At 57.5% G+C, this 20,977-nt stretch carries 16 protein-coding genes and 1 tRNA gene; 11 read left to right on the top strand and 6 right to left on the bottom strand.

Annotation, left to right across the window (positions count from 1 at the left end; genetic code table 11):
- Positions 1–669 precede the first annotated feature (669 nt).
- The 4 genes from DW821_RS09485 to DW821_RS10215 all read right to left on the bottom strand — a co-directional run bounded on the left by DW821_RS09485 (position 670) and on the right by DW821_RS10215 (position 5,419).
- Positions 670–744: transfer RNA gene (locus DW821_RS09485), tRNA-Gln, on the bottom strand.
- Positions 745–782: 38 nt separating this feature from the next.
- Positions 783–1,688 carry a peptidoglycan-binding protein gene (locus DW821_RS09480; RefSeq protein WP_199584350.1) on the bottom strand — a complete coding sequence of 302 codons (906 nt, stop codon included), beginning with the start codon at positions 1,686–1,688 and terminating at the stop codon, positions 783–785.
- A gap of 139 nt (positions 1,689–1,827) precedes the next feature.
- On the bottom strand, positions 1,828–2,841 hold the full coding sequence (locus DW821_RS09475) for a polyprenyl synthetase family protein (RefSeq protein ID WP_089573618.1): 1,014 nt from the start codon (positions 2,839–2,841) through the stop codon (positions 1,828–1,830).
- Between the two features lie 127 nt (positions 2,842–2,968).
- Positions 2,969–5,419 (bottom strand): PTS transporter subunit EIIC, encoded by a 2,451-nt coding sequence (locus tag DW821_RS10215; protein WP_158567566.1) that lies wholly within the window; start codon positions 5,417–5,419, stop codon positions 2,969–2,971.
- 224 nt (positions 5,420–5,643) lie between these two features.
- On the opposite strand from DW821_RS10215, the gene DW821_RS09465 reads away from it, so the two are divergent.
- From DW821_RS09465 to DW821_RS09445, 5 genes are all read left to right on the top strand, one after another.
- A complete protein-coding gene (locus DW821_RS09465) occupies positions 5,644–6,363 on the top strand; it encodes a GntR family transcriptional regulator (RefSeq protein ID WP_055252172.1) in 720 nt (239 codons plus the stop codon).
- A gap of 306 nt (positions 6,364–6,669) precedes the next feature.
- Positions 6,670–7,986, top strand: coding sequence for an ABC transporter substrate-binding protein (locus tag DW821_RS09460; protein WP_055252173.1), 1,317 nt, complete (start codon positions 6,670–6,672; stop codon positions 7,984–7,986).
- An 87-nt stretch (positions 7,987–8,073) separates the two neighbouring features.
- A complete protein-coding gene (locus DW821_RS09455; RefSeq protein ID WP_055252174.1) occupies positions 8,074–8,928 on the top strand; it encodes a carbohydrate ABC transporter permease in 855 nt (284 codons plus the stop codon).
- Positions 8,928–9,767 (top strand): carbohydrate ABC transporter permease, encoded by an 840-nt coding sequence (locus tag DW821_RS09450; protein ID WP_117584245.1) that lies wholly within the window; start codon positions 8,928–8,930, stop codon positions 9,765–9,767. The genes DW821_RS09455 and DW821_RS09450 overlap by 1 nt, the downstream gene beginning before the upstream one ends.
- Before the next feature lie 68 nt (positions 9,768–9,835).
- Positions 9,836–11,035: an ABC transporter ATP-binding protein gene (locus DW821_RS09445; RefSeq protein ID WP_055252176.1), complete on the top strand. Its 1,200-nt coding sequence runs from the start codon at positions 9,836–9,838 to the stop codon at positions 11,033–11,035.
- A 455-nt stretch (positions 11,036–11,490) separates the two neighbouring features.
- Here DW821_RS09445 and glgP read toward each other — a convergent pair whose 3' ends face one another.
- Together glgP and malQ are read right to left on the bottom strand one after the other, a co-directional pair.
- Positions 11,491–13,758 (bottom strand): glycogen/starch/alpha-glucan family phosphorylase, encoded by a 2,268-nt coding sequence (gene glgP / locus DW821_RS09440; RefSeq protein ID WP_117776882.1) that lies wholly within the window; start codon positions 13,756–13,758, stop codon positions 11,491–11,493.
- A gap of 128 nt (positions 13,759–13,886) precedes the next feature.
- Entirely contained in the window at positions 13,887–15,464 is a 1,578-nt protein-coding gene (gene malQ, locus DW821_RS09435; protein WP_255413150.1) for a 4-alpha-glucanotransferase, read from the bottom strand.
- Positions 15,465–15,755: 291 nt separating this feature from the next.
- Between malQ and DW821_RS10455 the strand changes: the two genes are divergently transcribed.
- The 6 genes from DW821_RS10455 to DW821_RS09405 all read left to right on the top strand — a co-directional run bounded on the left by DW821_RS10455 (position 15,756) and on the right by DW821_RS09405 (position 20,776).
- A complete protein-coding gene (locus DW821_RS10455) occupies positions 15,756–16,349 on the top strand; it encodes an ATP-binding protein (protein WP_084591805.1) in 594 nt (197 codons plus the stop codon).
- A gap of 327 nt (positions 16,350–16,676) precedes the next feature.
- On the top strand, positions 16,677–17,213 hold the full coding sequence (locus DW821_RS09425) for a hypothetical protein (protein WP_035137761.1): 537 nt from the start codon (positions 16,677–16,679) through the stop codon (positions 17,211–17,213).
- Between the two features lie 8 nt (positions 17,214–17,221).
- Entirely contained in the window at positions 17,222–17,551 is a 330-nt protein-coding gene (locus DW821_RS09420) for a helix-turn-helix transcriptional regulator (RefSeq protein ID WP_052044110.1), read from the top strand.
- 701 nt (positions 17,552–18,252) lie between these two features.
- Positions 18,253–19,173: an ABC transporter ATP-binding protein gene (locus tag DW821_RS09415; RefSeq protein WP_035137759.1), complete on the top strand. Its 921-nt coding sequence runs from the start codon at positions 18,253–18,255 to the stop codon at positions 19,171–19,173.
- The gene (locus DW821_RS09410) at positions 19,173–19,991 is read left to right on the top strand and encodes a hypothetical protein (protein ID WP_117564851.1); all 819 of its coding nucleotides are present in this window, start codon (positions 19,173–19,175) and stop codon (positions 19,989–19,991) included. The genes DW821_RS09415 and DW821_RS09410 overlap by 1 nt, the downstream gene beginning before the upstream one ends.
- Complete coding sequence (locus tag DW821_RS09405) at positions 19,988–20,776, top strand: hypothetical protein (protein ID WP_035137757.1); 789 nt, start codon at positions 19,988–19,990, stop codon at positions 20,774–20,776. The genes DW821_RS09410 and DW821_RS09405 overlap by 4 nt, the downstream gene beginning before the upstream one ends.
- Positions 20,777–20,977: the final 201 nt, after the last annotated feature.

The raw sequence follows: 20,977 nt of genomic DNA, 5'->3' as shown, positions 1-20,977 counted from the left end.
AAATCTACCACCGTCGCTGTGCAGGGTGTCTATAAAGAGCCGTGGCCAAAAAACATCAAATATGAGTACTGATACTCTTTTAGTAGCAGTAATTTTGACCACATTTAAGGTGATTTGACGTGTCGATCGAGCAGATAAGCTGCCGTATCTCCTCAAGTGTTCATTAAAGGAAGACCTTGATGCGAATAAATCTCATTAAGATCTTCTTTTATTAACGAAAATAATGTAGCTACAACGGTGACAGTACTCATATTTGCCGTTTTTTGGCCACAGTCCTTCGGAGGGTCCTCGAAAATAGTCCCGAGCCGGCACTTGGGGACGTTCCTATAATGCCGGCACTTAGGAGCGTCCCCAAGTGCCGACACCGCGTCTGCCTGCGGCGGCCGCGCCCCGCTGCATCGCTCCGCACCCTTGCGGGTTCGAATCCCTCCGCTTGGCGGCGTTGGCTCGATTTGCTTGACGTGAGGGGCTCTTGGCTGGTGTGGGACGGAGGGATTCCGCGTCCGCCTGGTCGGCGGCCGCGCCCCGCTGCGTCGCTTCGCTCCTTGCGTGCTGCGCTGGAAAACGCTTCGCGTTTCCTCGGCTCCGCACCCTTGCGGGTTCGAATCCCTCCGCTTGCCCACAAGAAAAGCCTCCCGATCGGCTATGCGTTCGAGAGGCTTGTTTCTTTGGCTGGGACGGAGGGATTCGAACCCCCAACAGCCGGCACCAAAAACCGGAGTTCTACCGTTGAACTACGTCCCAATGTGTGGTGTTGCCCAAAAGCAACTCGTTTAGTTTACCTAATCTGCGAGGGCATCGCAAACGCCGTCGAGCAGGCGTACCGCGAGCGTCTGGGCGTCGCTGGCAGTGAAGGTTCCGTTGTAGCGCGTCATGCCCGTGAGCTCAATACGGATGCGTGCCGGCTTTTGCTGCGCGGCGACATTGGCGGTGCGGATGCGCTGGGCCAGGTTGTGGCACTCAGCGAGGGCGATCGTGGCGCGCGGAGCGGCGTCGGCGGGTAGCTCGTCGCTTGCGATCTCGAGCACCAGGTCGACATCGGTCGGAACCTCGGAGTCGCAAAGCATCATACCGCTGTTGTTGGTCGTTGCCGTGGCGATGTTCCACATGCGCGACGCTACGCTGCGCGCGATAGGGTCCTCGCCAATGACGGCAATCTGGAAACGCTCGAGTACGTTGGCCGCGCGGGCAAAGCCGATGCGCGACTCGGCCTCGGTGACCGAAGGTTTGCCCTCCCACACGTGGTGCAAGCGGTTGATATAGGCGTAGGTATCCTGGAAAGCCATACCGTCGGCAAACAGACCGACGTTTTCCTGGAACTGCTGAAGGGCCGCCTCGGTGTGCGGGCCAAAGTAGCCGTCGTCCTCGCCGCAGGCAAAGCCCAAAACGTTGAGTGCCTTCTGCAGGGCCCGAACGTCGGCACCATGGAAATTGGGCATGCGCAGATAGAGCGTGCGGTCGCCCAGTTTATACGAGGCGTCTACCAGGGCGCTCCAGCAGGGGATATCGACGGCGCAGCCAGCGGCAAGACCGCTGTCGAGTCTGAAGGTGCCAACAGCCTGCTCGGTGGTGGCACCAAAGCGCTTGTTGGCGACCTCGGTGGCATCAATCGTGTAGCCGAGCTGCAGGAGACGAGACTGCACGTCCTCGACGGCTGCTCCCTGCATGCCCGTGGTAATAGGTTCCATGAACGAACCCCTTTCGGCGTACGATTCGTACTATTTTGAGCGCGTGTCGGATAGACAACGCGAGACAATGCATAAACATGCACTCAACAGTGTAGCAACTTGTACCCAAACTCGCTGCCCACAGGTTTTATGACCCCCGCTAGTTAAGACGCTCCACAAAGAAATCTGCCATTGAGAGGAAGAGCTCGCGCGCATGCGGGTCGAGCTCGACGCCTTCGATAGCGGCCTTGGCCTTAGCGGTCAGGTCGAGCGCATAGGTGTGGGCGTAATCGATGGAGCCGGTCTCCTGGAAGATCTCCACGGCGCGTGCGAGCTGCGCAGGGTCCTCGGTGCCCGAGGAAAGGATTGCCTCGATCTCGTCGTGATAGCGCTCGTCTGACAGGGCATGCACGGCAACGAGGGTGCGCTTGCCCTCGGTGATATCGGTGCGGAAGTCCTTGTTGGCGGCCTCCTTGGTGCCGATCAAGTTGAGCAGGTCGTCTTGAATCTGGAAGGCAAGGCCCGTGTGCAGCCCAAAGGCGCGCAGTGCCTCAATCTGCTCTTCGCTGCCGCCGCCGATAATGGCTCCGGCGGCAAGCGGCGTCGCTCCGCTGTAGTACGCGGTCTTGTGCGTCGCCATGTCCAGATAATCGTCGACCGAAATGTCAAAGCGCCCGTCGCGGACCCAGCCCAGGTCGAGCGCCTGGCCCTCGATGGTACGGACGATCATCTCGGTAAGCTCGTGGAGCACGCGAAGCTTCACGTCTGCGTTGAGTGTGGGGTCGTCGAGAACCGTCTTGGTGACCATGGTGAGCGCCAGGTCACCGCAGTTGATGGCAAGACCGGTGCCCTCGGTAAGGTGCATGCAGGGCTTGCCGCGACGAATCTGCCCGTTGTCGGCGATGTCGTCGTGGATGAGTGCGCCCGACTGAAAGTGCTCGATGGCCGCCGCTGCGCTGCGGGCGCTCTCAAAGCTGCCGCCTACCGCAGTGGCGGCGAGCATGCAGATGAGCGGGCGGTGGCGCTTGCCAGCGTTTGCCGTAAATGCCGAGAGCGGGGTATACAGGTAGCGCTCGATATCGGCGGAAGTCGCCTGTCCGTCAAAGAACGTGGCCAGATAGTCGTTAATCTGGTCAAAGTGCTGGGCTAAAAAGCTGGTAAACGGACTGGACACGGGTTCTCGCATTCTTTGATAGGTTGCATCGTTGCATTATGCAGACAACATATTGCCACATTAGGGCGTCGAGCGCGGCGGTTGAAGACGATTGGTCCATGCGGCCGCAAGTGCGGTAGGGGCTTGGCTAGATAAGCCCAAAGTGTTCGAGCGCGGTGACGACGCCGTCGTGGTCGATGCTGTCGGTGACATAGTCGGCCTTTTCCTTGAGGAAGTCCGGTGCGTTGCCCATGGCGATGCCAACGTCGACGGCGTTCATCAGCGAGACGTCATTGCTGGCGTCGCCGATGCCGTATACGGTTCCGTGGTGGGGATCGAGGGCGTCGAGTACGGACTGGATACCCTCGCGCTTGGTGCATTCGCGAGGCGAAATCTCGGTCACTTCGAGCTCGAGCTCGTTAAAGCAGAGCAGCGGCTCAAACGCTTGATCCTGAGCGATGCGGTTGGCAAGCGACGTGGACATTAAGATCTTGTAGGCGCTGTAATGTTGCAGCTGCGTAATTGCATCGCCCACGGTGCGGGCGTATCCGGGGGCGTCGGGCGCATCGGCACTCATGCGAACGACGCCATTGAGTCCCTCAAAACGAATCACTTCGTCCGATTGCTCAAGAATGGGAGCAAGGCGCTGCAGCATGCCGGGCGTCATCGCCAAATCGCGAATCACGTGTCCCTCAAGTTCGACATAGCCACCCGCGAGGCAGACGATGCCGGTCCAGGGCAGCTCGAGCAGCTTTGGATGGATGCAGCTCAGCGTGCGCCCTGTGCAGATAAACGCCATATTGCCCTTGGCGACAAAATCACGGATGGCTTGCGAGACCGCTTCATTGGGATAGGGGGAGAGGTCTCGCTCGCTCTCGGGAAGCTCTTGTGCCACTCGAGGGTCTTGCCAGGCGAGTGTTCCGTCGATATCGAAGAAGCAGATATCGCCGCGCTTATGGGCTGCGCTGGCGGAAGGGGAGGCCGAGGTGGTGGGCACAAATCCCGGCTCGAGGCCCATGATCTGGTCAAAATGCTCTTTAACGCGGGGAACGGAGATGCCAATAATCACCTGGGCGGTCTTGCCCGTAATGATGAGGCCCTTGGCGCCCACCGCGACAAACGACGCATTATCTGCAACGATGGAAGGGTCTGCGACCTCGACGCGCAGGCGCGTGGCGCAGTTGGTTGCGCCCACGATATTGCCAACGCCACCTAAAAGCTGAATTACCCGCTCAGCGAGGACGTGATCTTGATCGGATTGAATACTGACCTCGCCATTGGGAGATTGCTCTTTGGCAAAGCCGCTTCCCGTTAAACGATCGATTGCCGCGCGATTGGAGACATGATCCTCGCGGCCCGGCGTCTTAAGGTCATAGACCAAGATGAGTGCTCGAAAACTAACAAAAAAGATGAGGCTAAAGGCAAGACCGATACCGAGCGCCAAAAGGTAGGAGCCGGCATGCATTCGCATGAGCGGGATGAAGTTGAAGGCCGTCATTTCCATGAGACCGCCCGAGAAGATGCCGACGATGCCAAAGAAGTTCATGGTCATGGCAAGGCAGGAGGACAGGACGGCGTAGAGCAAAAAGAGTCCGGGATAGGTGAACATAAAGAGAAACTCGAGCGGCTCGGTGACGCCGCAGACCACCGAGGTGACGATGGCGGGCAAAAGGATGACCTTAAGGCCGGCGCGGCGTTCGGGTTTGGCGGTGAAATAGAATGCTGCCGCGATGGCGGGAAGGCCAAAGAGCTTGCCCCAGCCGGTGGCGGTAAAACCTGCCCAGGGCGCAAGTTCATTTAAAGGGCGCGTGCTATGGGAGAGAATGGGGAGCAGGTTGGTCCACGTGGCGTAAATACCGTCGTGAATGACCAGATTGTCGTAATAGATGGGCATATAGAGCAGATGGTGCAGCCCCATGGGCTCGAGCGCTCGCTCCAAAAACACAAAGATGCCCACGCCGAAGGGGCCGACGCCCGCAAGTGCGTGGCGCAGCGTTTCGGTTACAGCGTATGCGAAAGGCACGATGGCGGCCGAGATGGCGGCAAGGGCAAACACGGCAAAAAAGCTGATGAGGTAGACCAGCGAGGAACCCGAGAAGGTGCCGAGCCAATCGGGAACCTTGGCATCGTAGAAGCGGTCATGGATCGCGACGACGGTTGCCGACACCGCCAGCGGGCCGATAATGCCGGTGTCGAGCGTCTTGATGCCGTCGATGACGGTGATGCCGCTAGCGGAGGTCAAAAACGACGGGTACTTAAGCCCAAGGTTGTCTCCGCTCAGCTTAATGATCTCGCTCAAAAAGAAACAGTAGGCAAAATAGGCTACGAGCGCCTCGAGGCAGCAGCGTGCCGGTTGCTTTTGGGCAAGGCCGATAGGCAGCGCTACGGCAAAAAGGAGTGGAAGGCGCTTAAAGACCGTCCACGAGCCGCGCTGAATGATAGTCCAGAAAACGTACCAGGGGGTTCCGTATACGGCGAGGTCGCCGACGATATCCACGGTCGTTGCGAGGGCGGAGATGCCGACCATGAGGCCTGATATAGAAAACAGCATGGCGGGCGCGAACATGGCTCCGCCAAAACGTTGGATTTTCTGCAGCATAATATGCCTTTCGGATGCAACATGCTGTGCGAGCGAGAACGTTTAAACAATGAACTCATTGTAGAGGACTGGCTGCTTGCCGCATTGACGGTTTTGATTCGGTCCGATTTGGGTTTCGGGGGAACCGTCGACGGTAAATAATCCGTGCTTTACCGATAATCGGTTTAAACAACTTTAAGAAATGCTATCGTGCCTAGCCATACATATTCATTAGAGGTGAAATCATGCCAAAAGCGATTTACGAAGGAATCTACCGCGAGATCCGTTCGCGCATCATCAACGGGACCTATGCGTTTCAGGAGATGCTGCCAACCGAAGCCGAGCTGACCGCGGAGTTTGGCTGCACGCGCAATACCGTTCGACGCGCCTTGAGCATGCTGGCCGACCAGATGTTTGTGCAGCCTATACACGGTAAGGGCGTGCGCGTTATTTGGCTTAAGGGCGAAACCGACATGCTGGGCGCACTCGAAGAGGTTGAGTCGTTTGGCGAGTTCGCAAAACGCAACAATGCCGTCGCATCGACCGAGGTCAAGTCTTTTGAACATTTGATTTGCACTGAGCAACTCTCACGTCGCCTGGGCTTTAAGGTGGGCGAGGAGCTGATTCGCGTAGTGCGTGTCCGAAGCCTCAACGGCAGCGCGCGCCAAGTGGACCATGGCTACTTTTTGGCGTCGATCGCCAAGGGCCTGACCCCCGAGATCGCGGCGGATTCTATCTACGGCTATCTGGAGCACAAGCGCGGCGTCAAAGTGATGGCGAGCCGTCGTACGGTGAGTGTCGAGCTCGCCAACGATGAAGACTGCAGCTATCTGGACCTCGGCAAGTACAACTGCGTCGCCGTTATGGAGAGCCAGTCGTACACCTCGGACGGCATCTTGTTCGAGGTCACGCATGCCCGCACACACCCCGAGATCTTCCACTACCGCGTCAACTCCAAGCGATAGCCGGCTAGCTCGCAGCCTGACGAGACTCATGCCCTCAAAGAGAAAACGCCCGGTCAAACCGACGATGCATCGGCTTGACCGGGCGTTTTCTCTGCATTCGATAACGAATAATTGTTTATACAAAACTTGTCAAGTATCAAGTTGAAATTACCGTTCACCGAAGTTTTTCTACCGCTCTAGTAATACTTGTTCAAACAACTAGCCAAATAGCGTATTGTGCAAATCAGCAAAAGGGGCAAAGTCCCCGAGCCAATCTCCGAAGGCGGCGGCAAAGGGTGCCGCCACGGTGTGAAAGGGTGGATTGTAATGAAGAACGAAATGAGCAGAAGGCAGTTCCTGGGCTTTGCTGGTTCCGCGGCTGCGGTTCTTGGTCTGGGTCTCGTGGGCTGCGGTGGTTCTGCCGGCTCCGGCTCCTCTGCTTCTGGTGACGCTGCCGAGGTCTACTTCCTCCAGTTCAAGCCCGAGGTCGACAAGGAGTGGAAGGAGATCGCCAAGGCGTACAAGAAGGAGAAGGGCGTCGAGGTCAAGATCGTGACCGCCGCCTCCAACACCTACGAGGAGAAGCTCAAGTCCGAGATGTCCAAGAGCTCCGCTCCGACGCTGTTCCAGGTCAACGGCCCCACCGGCCTTAAGAACTGGAAGGACTACTGCGCCGATCTTTCCGACACCAAGCTCCGCGGCGAGCTCATCGACGACTCCCTGGCGCTGCAGTCCGACGGCAAGGATCTGGGTATCGACTGGGTTCAGGAGAGCTACGGCATCATCTACAACAAGGAGCTCCTCGAGAAGGCCGGCTACAAGGCCGAGGACATCAACTCCTTCGACAAGCTGAAGGCTTGCGCCGATGACATCCAGGCCCGCAAGGACGAGCTCGGCGTTGACGGTGCCTTCACTTCCGCCGGCATGGATGACTCCTCCAGCTGGCGCTACACCACGCACCTCGCCAACCTCCCGCTCTACTACGAGTTCGAGAAGGAGCACAATCAGGAGGACGACGAGATCAAGGGCGAGTATCTCGACAACTTTAAGCAGATCTTCGACCTGTATATCACCGACTCCACCTGCGATCCTTCGCAGCTCGCCTCCAAGACCGGTGACGACGCCACCAACGAGTTCGCAACCGGCAAGGCCGTCTTCTACCAGAACGGCTCTTGGGCCTACGCCGACCTCACCAAGGCCGGTATGACCGACGACCAGCTCGGCATGCTGCCGATCTACATCGGCGTCGACGGCGAGGAGAACCAGGGCCTGTGCTCCGGCGGCGAGAACTACTGGTGCGTCAGCTCCCAGGCTTCCGAGGATGCCCAGAAGGCCACCGAGGACTTCATGTATTGGTGCGTCACTTCTGACACCGCCACCAGCATCATCGCTGACAAGATGGGTCTGACCGCCCCGTTCAAGAGCGCTAAGGAGACCACCAACGTCTTCTCGCAGCAGGCCGTTGCTATGGCCAAGGACGGCAAGAAGACCGTCGCTTGGGACTTCGTTTACATCCCCTCCGAGGAGTGGAAGAAGAACCTCAAGCAGGCTCTCATCGCTTATGCTGCCGACAACACCAAGTGGGACGGCGTCAAGAACGCCTTCGTCGATGGCTGGAAGACCGAGAAGGCTGCTTCCGAGTAAGCAGTTGCTGCCCAAGCTATCTGATTAGCGACAGGGGGCGGGCAGACGTAGGTTTGCCCGCCCCCTGCATATTGAAAGGACCCTTCTATGGGCAAAGCACTCAAGCGCTGGTGGCCGCTCTTTATGCTGCCCACGTGCCTGGCGTTTATGATCGGGTTCGTGATTCCCTTTATCCAGGGTTTCTATCTCTCGTTCTGCCAGTTTATTACCATCAATAACGCGCACTTTGTCGGTATCGAGAACTACGTGCGCGCGCTGTCCGATCCGCAGTTCTCCACGTCGTTCTTCTTTACGGTGGCGTTTGCCTTCCTGTCGACGGTGCTCATCAACGTGATCGCGCTGGCCATCGCGCAGGCGCTCACCCGCAAAGCGCTCAAGGGCACCAACATCTTCCGTACGATCTTCTTTATGCCTAACCTGATCGGCGGCATCGTGCTGGGCTACATTTGGCAGATTCTGATCAACTGCCTGCTCTCCAACGTGGGCGCCCAGCTCATCGCCCTTAACTCTGCTGCTGGCTTCTGGGGCCTTATCATCCTGACCCTGTGGCAGCAGGTCGGCTACATGATGATCATCTACATCGCCGGTCTGCAGTCCATCCCGTCTGACTACATCGAGGCCGCCAAGGTCGATGGCGCTACGGCATGGCAGACGTTTTGGAAGGTTAAGATCCCCAACCTGATGCCGACCATCACCATCTGCCTGTTCCTGTCCATCACCAACGGCTTTAAGCTGTTCGACCAGAACCTCGCCCTTACCGGTGGCGCCCCGGCGCACTCCACCGAGATGCTCGCCCTGAACATCTACAACACGTTCTATTCGCGTGCTGGCATCGCATGGCAGGGCATCGGTCAGGCCAAGGCAGTTATCTTCTGCATCCTGGTTGTCGCTATTTCTATGATCCAGCTTAAGGCCACGAGGTCCAAGGAGGTGCAGCAGTAATGAAACGCGATAAGGCTATCAACCGCGCGCTCTCGATCTTCTTTACGATTCTGTCGCTCGCATGGATCTACCCCGTGTTCATGATTGCGCTCAATTCCTTTAAGAAAGCGACCGCAATCAGCACCACCACGGCGTTCGATCTGCTCACGCCCGAGACGTTCAACGGCCTCGCAAACTACGTGCACGCTCTGAACGAGCAGGGCTTTGCCTCGGCGTTTATGTACTCGCTCATCATCACGGTCACGTCGGTCGTGCTGATTCTGGTGTGCTGCTCCATGTGCGCTTGGTACGTGGTGCGCGTCAACAGCAAGATCTCGAACTTCTTCTATTACCTGTTCGTCTTCTCGATGGTCGTACCGTTCCAGATGCTCATGTTCACGCTGTCCAACCTCGCGGACCGCATCGGCTTTAACACGCCGTTTAACATCTGCTTCATCTACCTTGGTTTTGGCGCGGGCCTCGCGGTCTTTATGTTCGCCGGCTTCGTCAAGAACATCCCGCTCGAGATTGAGGAAGCGGCCATGATCGACGGCTGCAACCCGGTCCAGGTGTTCTTTAAGATCGTCCTTCCCATTATGAAGCCCACCTATCTTTCGGTCGGCATCCTTGAGACCATGTGGGTCTGGAACGACTATCTGCTGCCCTACCTTACGCTCGACTCCACCAAGTACAAGACCATTCCTATCTTGATCCAGTACTTCCGTGGCGGCTATGGCCACGTCGAGCTCGGCCCCATGATGGCATGCATCATGATGGTCGTCATCCCCATCGTCATCATGTACATCTTCTGCCAGAAGTACATCATTGACGGCGTTGTGGCAGGTGCCGTCAAGGGCTGATGCCGTAACTGTTTTGCAAGTTTTGGCGGCGCCTCTCAGCGCGGCGCCGCGTATCGAAAGGTAAAGACATGGCCGAGATCGTTCTCAAACATGTTCAGAAGGTGTATCCCAACAACGAGTCAAAAAAGAAGGGCTTCTTTGGCAAAAAGAAGAAAACCGAGGAGAAGAAGCACAACCTCAAGGTTACCGAGGACGGTGTGCTCGCTGTAGAGGACTTCAACCTCACCGTTCACGACCAGGAGTTCATCGTCCTCGTTGGCCCTTCTGGCTGCGGTAAGTCCACGACGATGCGCATGGTCGCCGGCCTGGAGGATATCACCTCGGGCGACGTGCTCATCGACGGCAAGCGCGTCAACGACGTCGCTCCCAAGGACCGCGACATCGCCATGGTGTTCCAGAGCTATGCTCTGTACCCCAATATGACGGTGTACGAGAACATGGCGTTTACGCTCGAGCTCAAGAAGGTCCCCAAGGACGAGATCGACCGCAAGGTTCGCTCCGCTGCCGAGATCCTGGGTATTACCGAGTATCTTGACCGTAAGCCCAAGGCACTCTCCGGCGGCCAGCGTCAGCGTGTCGCCATCGGCCGCGCCATCGTGCGTGATCCTAAGGTCTTCCTGATGGACGAGCCGCTGTCCAACCTGGACGCCAAGCTGCGTAACCAGATGCGTGCCGAGCTCATCAAGCTGCGCCACGAGATCAAGGGCACGTTCATCTACGTCACTCATGACCAGACCGAGGCCATGACCCTCGGTGACCGTATCGTGGTCATGAAGGACGGCGTCGTCCAGCAGATCGCCACCCCGCAGGAGGTCTTCAACCATCCCGCGAACATCTTCGTCGCCGGCTTTATCGGCGTGCCGCAGATGAACTTCTTCGATGCCCAGCTGGTGCGCTCGGGCAACGGCTTTACCGTCAAGACCGAGGATATGAACGTGGCGCTCGCCCCCGAGACCTGCGCTCAGCTTGCTCTCAACTGGGACGGCGGCGACGTGAAGGAGATCACGGCCGGCGTGCGTCCCGAGCAGATTCTGCTTGCCGACAAGGACGAGGAGGGCGCGCTCCAGGGTACCGTCGAGGTGACCGAGCTCATGGGTTCGACCGAGCATGTCCACGTGACCGCTCCCGATGGCCAGTTCGTCCTGATCATTCCCGTTGTCGACCTCGAGGCCAAGGGTGCGCTCAAGGCGGGCGACCCCATCTGGTTCAAGTTTGAGAAGAACGCGACCCACCTCTTCGATAAGGTCTCTGGCAAGAACCTTATCTAGGCCCGGTGCAACCAGGCCCTTCCTTTGGGCGACTGCGGTATTGCCATCCTTTTGCCGCGGTCACATATAAGGCTCCCCTCCCGTCCACTGGGCGAGAGGGGAGCCTTTCTTTGTGTTGGGACTGCCTGACCGGTCGTTTGTCTCGATCTGTAACGGATAGGGCCGATTTCGGACGTTAGATGTTACAGATCGAGACGGTTCCGCTGAGCTAACCATTTCATCTAAATCTGTAACACCAAAGGCGAATTTCACCTGCTAGATGTTACAGATTGAGATAAACCCAAGGGGAGGGGCCGGTATGTCTCAATCTGTAACAGCTGGGACCGTTTTGGTTGAGTAGTTGTTATGGATCGAGATTGTTTGGCCGAGTCGGATCACAGGGTAACGTGCGAGCACAAAAAACGGAGCCGCGTTGCCGTGGCTCCGTTTTCAAGAGGATGGGCGATGAAACCGAATTAGCTCAGGTGCCAGATCTCGTCGTTGTACTGGGAGATCGTGCGGTCGGACGAGAAGGTGCCGGCGTTGGCGATGTTGATCAGCGCCTTGCGCATCCAAGCGTCCTGGTCCTCGTAGTCGGCCAGCACGCGCTCCTTGGTCTGGATGTACTCCTCAATGTCGAGTAGAGCCATAAACCAGTCCTTGCCCATGATGTCGTCGTGCAGGCGCTGCAGGCGCTCGGCGTTGCCGGTCGCCATAAAGGCGGGGTTGGTGATGAAGTCCACCAGCAGCTTGATGCCGGGCTTGCGGTAGAGCGCGCCGGCGTCATAGGTGCCGTCGGCGTAGAGCTGCTCGACCTGCTTGGACGAGGCGCCAAAGGTATAGATGTTCTCGTCGCCGACAAGCTCGGCAATTTCCACGTTGGCACCGTCGAGCGTGCACAGGGTCAAAGCGCCGTTGAGCATGAACTTCATGTTGGAGGTGCCGCTCGCCTCCTTGGAGGCCAGGCTGATCTGCTCGGAGATGTCAGCAGCGGGGATCACGCGCTCGGCAGCGGTGACGTTGTAGTTCTCGATCATGACAACCTGCAGGTAGGGAGCCACGTCGGGGTCGTTTGCAATCCACTGGGACAGCGTCAGGATCAGGTGAATGATGTCTTGGGCGATAGTGTAGGCAGGGGCCGCCTTGCCGCCAAAGATGATGGTGACGGGATGCTTAGGTCTGTTGCCGTTCTTGATATCGAGGTACTTCCAGATGATGTAGAGCGCGAGCATCTGCTGGCGCTTGTACTCGTGGATGCGCTTGACCTGGACGTCGATGATGGCGTTGGAGGGAATGGTCACGCCCTGCTCGAGCGCCATGAACTGGCGCATGATGGCCTTGGCCTCGGCCTTGGTGGCGGCCAGGCGCTCAAGAACATCTTTGTCGTCAACGAACTCGGCAAGCTTACTCAGGTCGCCGGTGCTGCGCCAATCGGTGCCGATCACATCGTCGAGCAGGCTGGCGAGCGCGGGGTTGGCGCCATGGATCCAACGGCGGAAGGTGATGCCGTTGGTCTTGTTGGAGAACTTCTCGGGGTAGATCTCGTAGAACGGATGAAGCTCGGTATCCTCCAGGATCTTGGTGTGCAGCGCGGCGACGCCGTTGATGGAGAAGCCAAAGTGGATGTCCATGTGGGCCATGTGGACGGTGTCGTATTCGTCGATGATGGCGACGCGTGGGTCGTCGTGCTCGGCCTTGGCGATCTCATCGAGCTTGACGATAATGTCGGCGATGGCAGGGGAGACCTTTTGCAGGCTGGCGAGCGGCCACTTCTCGAGGGCCTCGGCAAGAATCGTGTGGTTAGTGTAGGCGACCATGGACCGTACGATGGTCACGGCCTCGTCAAACTCGATGTCGTGCTCGGTGGTGAGCAGGCGAATGAGCTCGGGAATGACCATGGTGGGGTGCGTGTCATTGATCTGGACTACGGCGTAGTCGGCCAGGTCGTGCAAGTTGCTGCCGCGCTCGATGGCCTCGTCGATCAGGAGCTGGGCGGCGTTGCTCACCATGAAGTATTCCTGGTAGATGCGAAGCAGGCGGCCCTGCTCGTCGGAATCATCCGGATAGAGGAACAAGGTGAGGTTCTTGGCGATCTCGGTCTTGTCGAAGTCGATGGAGCTGCCGGGGACCAGGCCGTCGTCGACACTTGCCAGGTCGAACAGGCGTAGGCGGTTCTTGGTGGGCTGGCCATAACCGGGTACATCGATGTTGACGAGCTTGGAAGTAACGGCAAAATCACCGAACTCGACGGTGTAGGAGCGGTCGTCGTCGACTAGGATGTCCTGCTCACCGAGCCACTCGTCGGGGACGGCCTTCTGCTGGTTGTCGACAAAGCGCTGGCGGAACAGGCCGTAATGGTAGTTGAGGCCCACGCCATCGCCGGTCAAGCCCAGCGTGGCGATGGAATCCAGGAAGCATGCGGCCAGACGGCCCAGGCCGCCGTTGCCGAGCGACGGTTCGACCTCGAACTCCTCGATCTTGTTGAGGTCGTGGCCCGCGGCGGTGAGCTGGTCCTTAACCTCGTCATAGATGCCAAGGTCGATCATATTGTTGATGAGCAGCTTGCCGATCAAAAACTCGGCAGAGATGTAGTAGAGCTTTTTCTTGCCGTTGTTGAGAGGACAGGCGGCAGAGCGCTCCTGCACGAGCTTGGCCAGCAGCTTATAAATACGACGGTCATCGAGCTGCTCGAGCGAGGTGCCAAAGGACTGCTCGGCAAGATCCGCAAGATTGATACGGGGCATGTTTCCTCCTGTGATGGGTTGATTACATGTCAGAAATTCAAAAGAAGCCCGCGCGAGGGATTGGAGTGGCCTCGCGCGGGGAAAACGGACGCGTCCGCACGATGGGGTGGGGTCGGGCGCGGTGGCTCCTATTGGGGAAGCTCAATTTCGTCTTCCGACGGGATGCGGAAGTAGGTCTCGGTCCAGCCGGTGAGCTTGTGCTCGAGCTCGCGGGTGATGGCGCCATCGAGCATGCGCCAGGTCCAGTTGCCGCCCATGGTGGCGGGAGTGTTGATGCGCGCCTCGTTGCCCAGGTTGAGCAGGTCCTGCATGGTGTAGATGCAGGTATCGCTTACGCTGGCGGCGATGGCGCGGTTGAGTGCATCGGCCATGGGCTCGCCTGCCTGCTGGTGGGTGTACAGGGCCGCCTGCTCGCGCTGACGCGGGGTGGCCGTTCCCTCAAACCAACCGCGCGCCGTCTCGTTGTCGTGTGTGCCCACATAGGCGACGGTGTTGGCAATGTAGTTGTGCGGCAGGTAGTACGAGTTGGTGCCCTCAAAGGCGAACTGCAAGATCTTCATGCCGGGGAAGCCCGAGTTGTCGCGCATGTCGATGACGCCGGGGGTGAGGAAGCCCAGGTCTTCGGCGATGATGGGCAGCGTGCCGAGCTTTTCCTCGAGCGTCTTGAAGAACTTGAGGCCGGGGCCCTGCGTCCACGAACCGTAGGACGAATCGGGTGAGGAGAACGGCACCTCCCAATAGGCCTCGAAGCCGCGGAAGTGATCCAGGCGGATGACATCGTACATGTCGAGGGCGGCGCGGATACGGCCCTCCCACCAGGAGAAACCGTCGGCTTCCATGGCGTCCCAGTCGTAGATGGGATTGCCCCAGTACTGGCCGGTGGCCGAGAACTGGTCGGGCGGCGTGCCGGCGACACTCACAGGATTACCGGCGGCGTCGATCTTAAAGAGCTCGGGCGTGGCCCACATCTCGACGGAGTCGCGCGAGACATAGATGGGCAGGTCGCCGATGATGAGGATATCGCGCTCGTTGGCATAGGCCTTGAGGCGGCTCCACTGACGATTGAAGAAGTACTGCGTCATCTGGTGGTAGAGCATGCGCGCGGGATGGGCGGCGCAGACCTTGGCAGAAGCCTCGCCGCGGGTACGGAGCTCTGCGGGCCACTCCCAAAAGGCCTTGAGACCGCACTCCTCCTTGACGGTCATGAACTCGCAGTAGGGGATGAGCCAGTCTTCGTTTGCTTGGACAAAGTCGTCGAAGTCGGCCGGCTTGTCGGCGGCAAAGCGCTCGGCGGCGCGGTCGAGAATCTGACGACGGCCACCAAAGATGGCACCATAGTCGACATTGCTGGGGTCGGAGCCCAGGTACACGCCGTCGATATCGCACTGCTCCAGATAGCCGGCCTCGATAAGCTCGGCAAAGTCGATGAAATTGGGGTTGCCCGCACGGGCCGAGAACGACTGATAGGGCGAGTCGCCATAGCTCGTTGTCGTAAGGGGGAGAATCTGCCAGTAATGTTGTTTGCACGAGGCGAGGAAATCGACAAAGTCATAGGCGTTCCAGCCAAAGCCGCCGATACCGTAAGGTCCGGGCAATGACGAAACGGGCATCAGAACGCCGCTTGCACGCTCCATGGATGCACTCACCGTCCTTTTGAATAAGGGGCTGCGCCGTAGATGGATAGACGGCTCGTCCCGAGTTTCCATTGCTATTGTCCCTATTGTAGAACATGTTGTTTAAACATGTATAGAGAGAATGAAAAAGTTGCCGACTTTCGGTGAATGGTAGTGCGCCATAGACGATATGAGTTGAACATTGGGAGCTCCTCCCCTTGCGGCTCTTTTGTGGGTCGGGCGACAATGGTCGTCGTCATTAAAGACCGGCTGCCAGCCAGGTTGCAACAATGCAAGAAGGGTTCACATTCAGTTGGCCGTTGACACAAACAATCGCGCGAAGACCTCGTCTTCTTCGGTAAGTCCAGGCGCGGCAAGACGCGCATGGCAGTCGCCCTCACGATGCGCGCGGTCGCCGCGGACATGTCGGTCAGGTTCTGGCAGACCGCGCAGCTGGTTCTCGAGCTCGGCAACGCGAAGCGCAAGGGAACGCTGTCGAAACTGTTGAACGACGTGTCGCCCGCGAGGCTGCTCGTGCTCGACGAGTTCGTCTACGTCCCCTGCGACGTAGACGGTGCGAGGGTTCTCTACCAGGTCATTTCCGTCCATGTAGTGCTCGTAGGCCGCGGCGTCGTCGGGCTCGTCGAAGGAGAGGGACTCCGTCCAGTCCCAGTAGGCCCCCGTCCAGGCGCCCCTGCGCCTGCCGGCCGGCGTCGTCTCGTCGAAGACGAGGCCGTGGCGCAGCAGGAACTTCGACATCCGCTGCTTGGCGTGTTGCAGGTCGTCGCGCGCGTCCTCGAGGGCGCTCGTCGGGGACCCACACCTCGACGACGTTGCGGCGCGCCAGCATGCGTGCCAGCCACTCGGCGTCGCGGCGGTCGTTCTTGCGGCCGCGGTCGGCCGCGGGCCGGTGCATCTTCGGGACCGCCCCGACGACGCAGCCGAGGCCGAGGGCCCGCAGCGCGCGGCCGCGGTTGATGGTACGACCATTGTCGCCCGACCCACGAGAGAGCTGCAAGGGGAGAGGCCCCAATGTTCAACTCATATCGTCTGTTGTGCCAGAGTCGCTCGGGAAAGCGCGACCGACGCAGCGCGCTGTTTTCCAGTCACATCCAGTTCGGGTTGATTTCAGCATGCGATAAGAAACTGGATTTGAATTTCGACTCGAAAGATGGGCAATGCTGATGAGAAACGCTTGGAGTTCGGGATTGCGCGGCGTGAAGCGACCCTCTTCTTATCGAGTTCGTTACAATGTAGGAAAAACAGTAAGTAAGAAGACCTCTGATTGCTTTAGGAGGAGCTGTGGTGAATAGCGCCCAGAAGATCGATAAGTCCATCCAGAAGATGATGACTCTCGGAAGAAGGCTTGGGATTCTGTTTACGGCGCTGTTTATAGCGGTGTGTTGCTGTTCGGTGGTGGTGGTTATTTCCATTGGGCTTATGGCTGCTCAAGGAAACCTATATGATCCATCAAAGACGGTTTCCGTAGTGGTTCCTTTGATGTATCTTCTGATTTCCGGAGGGGCCACATGGACCCTGCGGGGAATCAGCATGGACATGGCTCATGGCGAATCGCCCTTTACCCTTTCGCATGCTCGAAGAATCTCGATTATCGGGTGGCTGTTTGTTGCAGCGGCAATAGGTGACCTCTTGTTTTCTCCGGGGTTTCTTTCGATAGTGATTGGCCCCTTCGACTTGCTGGGGAACGCCTATTCGATGTTTGAAAACCTGGCCCTGCCCATAGATATTGGTGCTGTGCTGGGGGCCGTTTGCTGCTTCTCGATTTCTGCGATATGGCGCTACGGAGCTCTGCTTCAAGACCAGACCGAGGATTTGGTGTGAGGGGCGGCATGGACTATCTGATTATTGAGCTTGAAAGCTTATTGCTTCGACGCGGAAAGACGAGTACGGATATCATTCGGGCGACCGGGCACACACCGGCAAGTATCTCAAAAATACGAAATGGCAAGGTGAAGGCAATTAGGTTAAAGACATTGCTGGATATTTGCGTAGAGCTTGATTGCCAGCCTGGCGATCTTATTAAGCGCGTCAACGAAAGAGAACTTGAGGAACTGGCGACGCGGCGCGCCCGCAACGCGCTGAGCAGGGCGACCGCGACGGGTGATGACCCGGTCCTGGAGTCAGATCATGTTTACGTGGTCGATCTTAGAGACGACTGAGGCTGGAGAATAAAAAAGTATTGAGCAGGTGCAGCCCGTGAAAACAACGGTTTTCACGGGCTGTTCATTCAACGTCCTGCAGTGGCCTGTATTTCTCGCCGCGTCACTGGGGAACGAGAGAGTCATTTCCTGTGCTGGATGCAGGGGGGTGCTTACCTTGTGTAATATATAAATAAGCTTATATTGAAATATGATACATATCGAATTAGAATAACATTATCAATTCGGTATGCAAGGAAAGGAGGGAGAGATGGATTGGATTAACGAGCCGGAGGAAGGCGTTGCACCCGCGTGCGGCAACTGCTTCTTCTACGCGCACGGGGGATGCACGAAGAGGTGCCCCAATCAGTCCTGCACGTTCCGTTTCTAGGGGGCAGAGATGAACTGGCTTTCTACCGCGAAAGGAGGGGAATGAAATGGAATGGATTACCGAGCCGTCAGCCGGGGCTGAGCCCATGTGCAGCAATTGCTTCTTTTACGCGCACGGCAGCTGCAGCACCAAGTGTTCTTCACAGGAGTGCACTATCCGCTTTTAGCGGATAGTGCACGCCGTACGGCGTGCACAGACTGTTCAAAGATATTTTGGCCAGCAGCGCCTGAGGGGCGATGTGGCATTGCAATATGGGGGGCGAACCGACGTTACCTATAACCCCGCACAATTGCCATGTCGTCCCTTTTTATTGACGGGGAGGATGTCGTCCATGCGGGAAGTCCCAGTTGAATTGCGTGCCATATCCAAGAGATATGGCGGGTTTGAAGCGGTTAAATCAGTCTCGTTCTCTTTAATGGAAGGCGAGCTGTGTGCACTCATTGGGGAGAATGGTGCCGGCAAGAGCACGTTAATTCGATTGATCACGGGGCTTTCGGAGCCATCGTCAGGAACGATCTCGATGTTTGGGCAAACCGGGAGACGTGAAATACGGAGCTGCAGGGAAAGGCTGGGTTATATGCCCGACCTCAATGCTTCGTATCCTAATCTGACCGCGCGAGACAACTTGGTCGTTCGCTGTATTGAGTGGGGGCTTCCCACCGATCGTTCCATCGACGGTGTGTTATCAACCGTCGGTTTGGGGGAGGCCGGCGGGAAGAAAGTGAAGAACTTCTCAATGGGAATGAGGAGGCGTCTCGATCTGGCCATAGCGTTGCTGGGCGATCCGGAGCTGTTGATCCTGGACGAGCCGACAAACGGCCTGGATCCGATGGGGATAGTCGAAGTAAGAAAAATCCTTACGCATCTTAACAAAGATCAAGGTAAAACGATTCTCGTATCCAGCCACAATCTTGAGGAGATGCACAAGCTGGCAACTGATTACCTCTTCATAAGTCATGGTCGCCTCATTCGAAGGATGACCGCACCTCAGCTGGAAAAGTCATGCCGCGGTGGTTTCGTGTTGCATGTGGACGATCTGGAGCGAACGAGATCGGTTCTCGGAGATGAGACCTCACATTCTTTTCTGCCGGACGGCAGCGTCCTTATGCGCTATGAGGAGAAAAAGGAAGGGCGGGGCATTGCAATCGAAGCGCTCTCGACCGCAGGTGTGAGGGTTGCGGAGGCGTATTCTCATAGGAAGAGCCTTGAGGAGTTTTATTCGGAGCTCATCGGTCGAGAGAGCGAGCTGTGATGAAACGCGAGTTCATCTCAGCTTTTCGGAGCGAGGTATGGTTGCTCGCCAGGCACCCGGCGACCGCTCTGATGATTGCGCTTGCGGCTGTGCTGTATGTGGTTGCGGCTGCGACTTCGTCTGAGGTGCTGATCATGGTCGCCGGTGATGACCCGTATACGCTTGGAGGGGCTATAGGTTTTATTGGAAACCTAGTGGATGCAGGGGACGTTTTGGGCTCTGTTGCCCGGACGTCTTTTGCGTCTACAGTGGTCTGGATTCCGGTGACGATTCTCTACGCGGTTTACGCTACGTCGAGAGACTTTGAATCCGTGGCTTACGCCGTATCGAGATCGCGAGGGGTGTCGCAGGCGGCGATTGTGATCACGAAGCTGTTGGTGAACTGCACTCTGGTCGGTGCCGTGTATCTTCTTTCTACGACTGCGCTGTATTTAACCAAGATGGCCCAATGGGACGTTGGGGCCTCGTGCTCAGGGTTTGCCCAATTTGTATCGATTGCGCTGATGATCGCGCTGCTGCTCATTTCGATGTACGCCGCTACCTTCGCCCTGTATTTGCTCACGAGGAGTGTGGTGGCGAGCAGCGTCGTTGCAATAGCGGTTTCGACATTTGTGATGGTGTGGTTCCCAAGTACATACGGAAGCGGTCAGCCCAGCTTGCTGCTCATGCTCTCGCCCGTGTATTACCTGATGAACCTGTGTTCCCTGAGTATGCAGAATGTTGGTGTAATTCAGGTTTTGCTGTATGCGGGCGGCACTGTGCTTGTGTCGGTTGGAGTTGCGCTCGTCTCGCTATTTGTAAGGACGGCGGTTCGATGAATCTTGGGATGTCGGTCAGGGCGGAACTGTTCCGCGCAAGGAGAATGAAACTCGCCGTGATAATAGCGCTGATGTATTTGGGCATCGCGGGGATTTATGTGTTTGCCGGGTCCGGCGCATGGGTCTCCGCAGGGGGAGAGGGCCAGTTCTTTGGCTTTTCCGCCGATCCGGGCTATCTTTTCTCGATAGGGGTTGGGCCAACGGGTATCTCTTCCTGGCTAAGTGTCGTCTCCATGGCGCATACGGTGTTCTTCCCAATCGTCTCTGTTGTTGTGGCGGGGACGCTATTCGGTGATGCGACGAGCGTGTCGGCAAGGGGAGTTTCGATTGCTCGGGGCTTCCGCAGCTGGCAGCTGTTTGCGGCAAAGACATTGGCTTGCGAAGTGTATACGCTGTGCCCCTACATCGTGTTTACTCTCGGTGTCGCTGCGGTCTTTGCCGTGTGCTCCGGAAGCGGTCTAGACAGCCTTACGGTTGGTAATGTGACCTCGGCACTCCTGTCGAATATCGTTATAGACGCCGCTTATACGCTGATGGTTGCGGTTGCATATGAGGTGTTCAGGATCAGATCTCTTGTGTCGGGAGCCTTGCTGGTCGCAACGTTCGCGGGCCTTGTTATCGCGATGAGTTTCCCAACCGTTTTACCCCCGGTTCACATGGCTTATTGGATGAGGGCGTGCGGGGCTGCCGGCGGGACGGTCCTGATGGCTGCATGCGGCCATGCGGTCATCGTGTCGCTCGCATGTCTATTGCTGCTTTCGTGCAGTTTTTATCGAAGAAGGTAGTGCGCTGGCGTATGCGCAGCGTCTGAGGGTCGATATGGATTTGGTTGGAAATGGAGATGGTGCGAAGTGAAACTGTCGCAATTTAATGTGGTGCATGAACATAACGGAAGTCTTCTTATCATGAATGCGCGAACCGGCGGCATCCTGTCGTTAAATCCGGAAGGTTGATTTCCGATCTCAGCCGAACACATTGAGCGAATA

Source organism: Collinsella sp. AM33-4BH (genome assembly GCF_003469205.1).
GTDB lineage: Bacteria > Actinomycetota > Coriobacteriia > Coriobacteriales > Coriobacteriaceae > Collinsella.
This window is presented reverse-complemented; position numbering and strand designations above follow the sequence as displayed.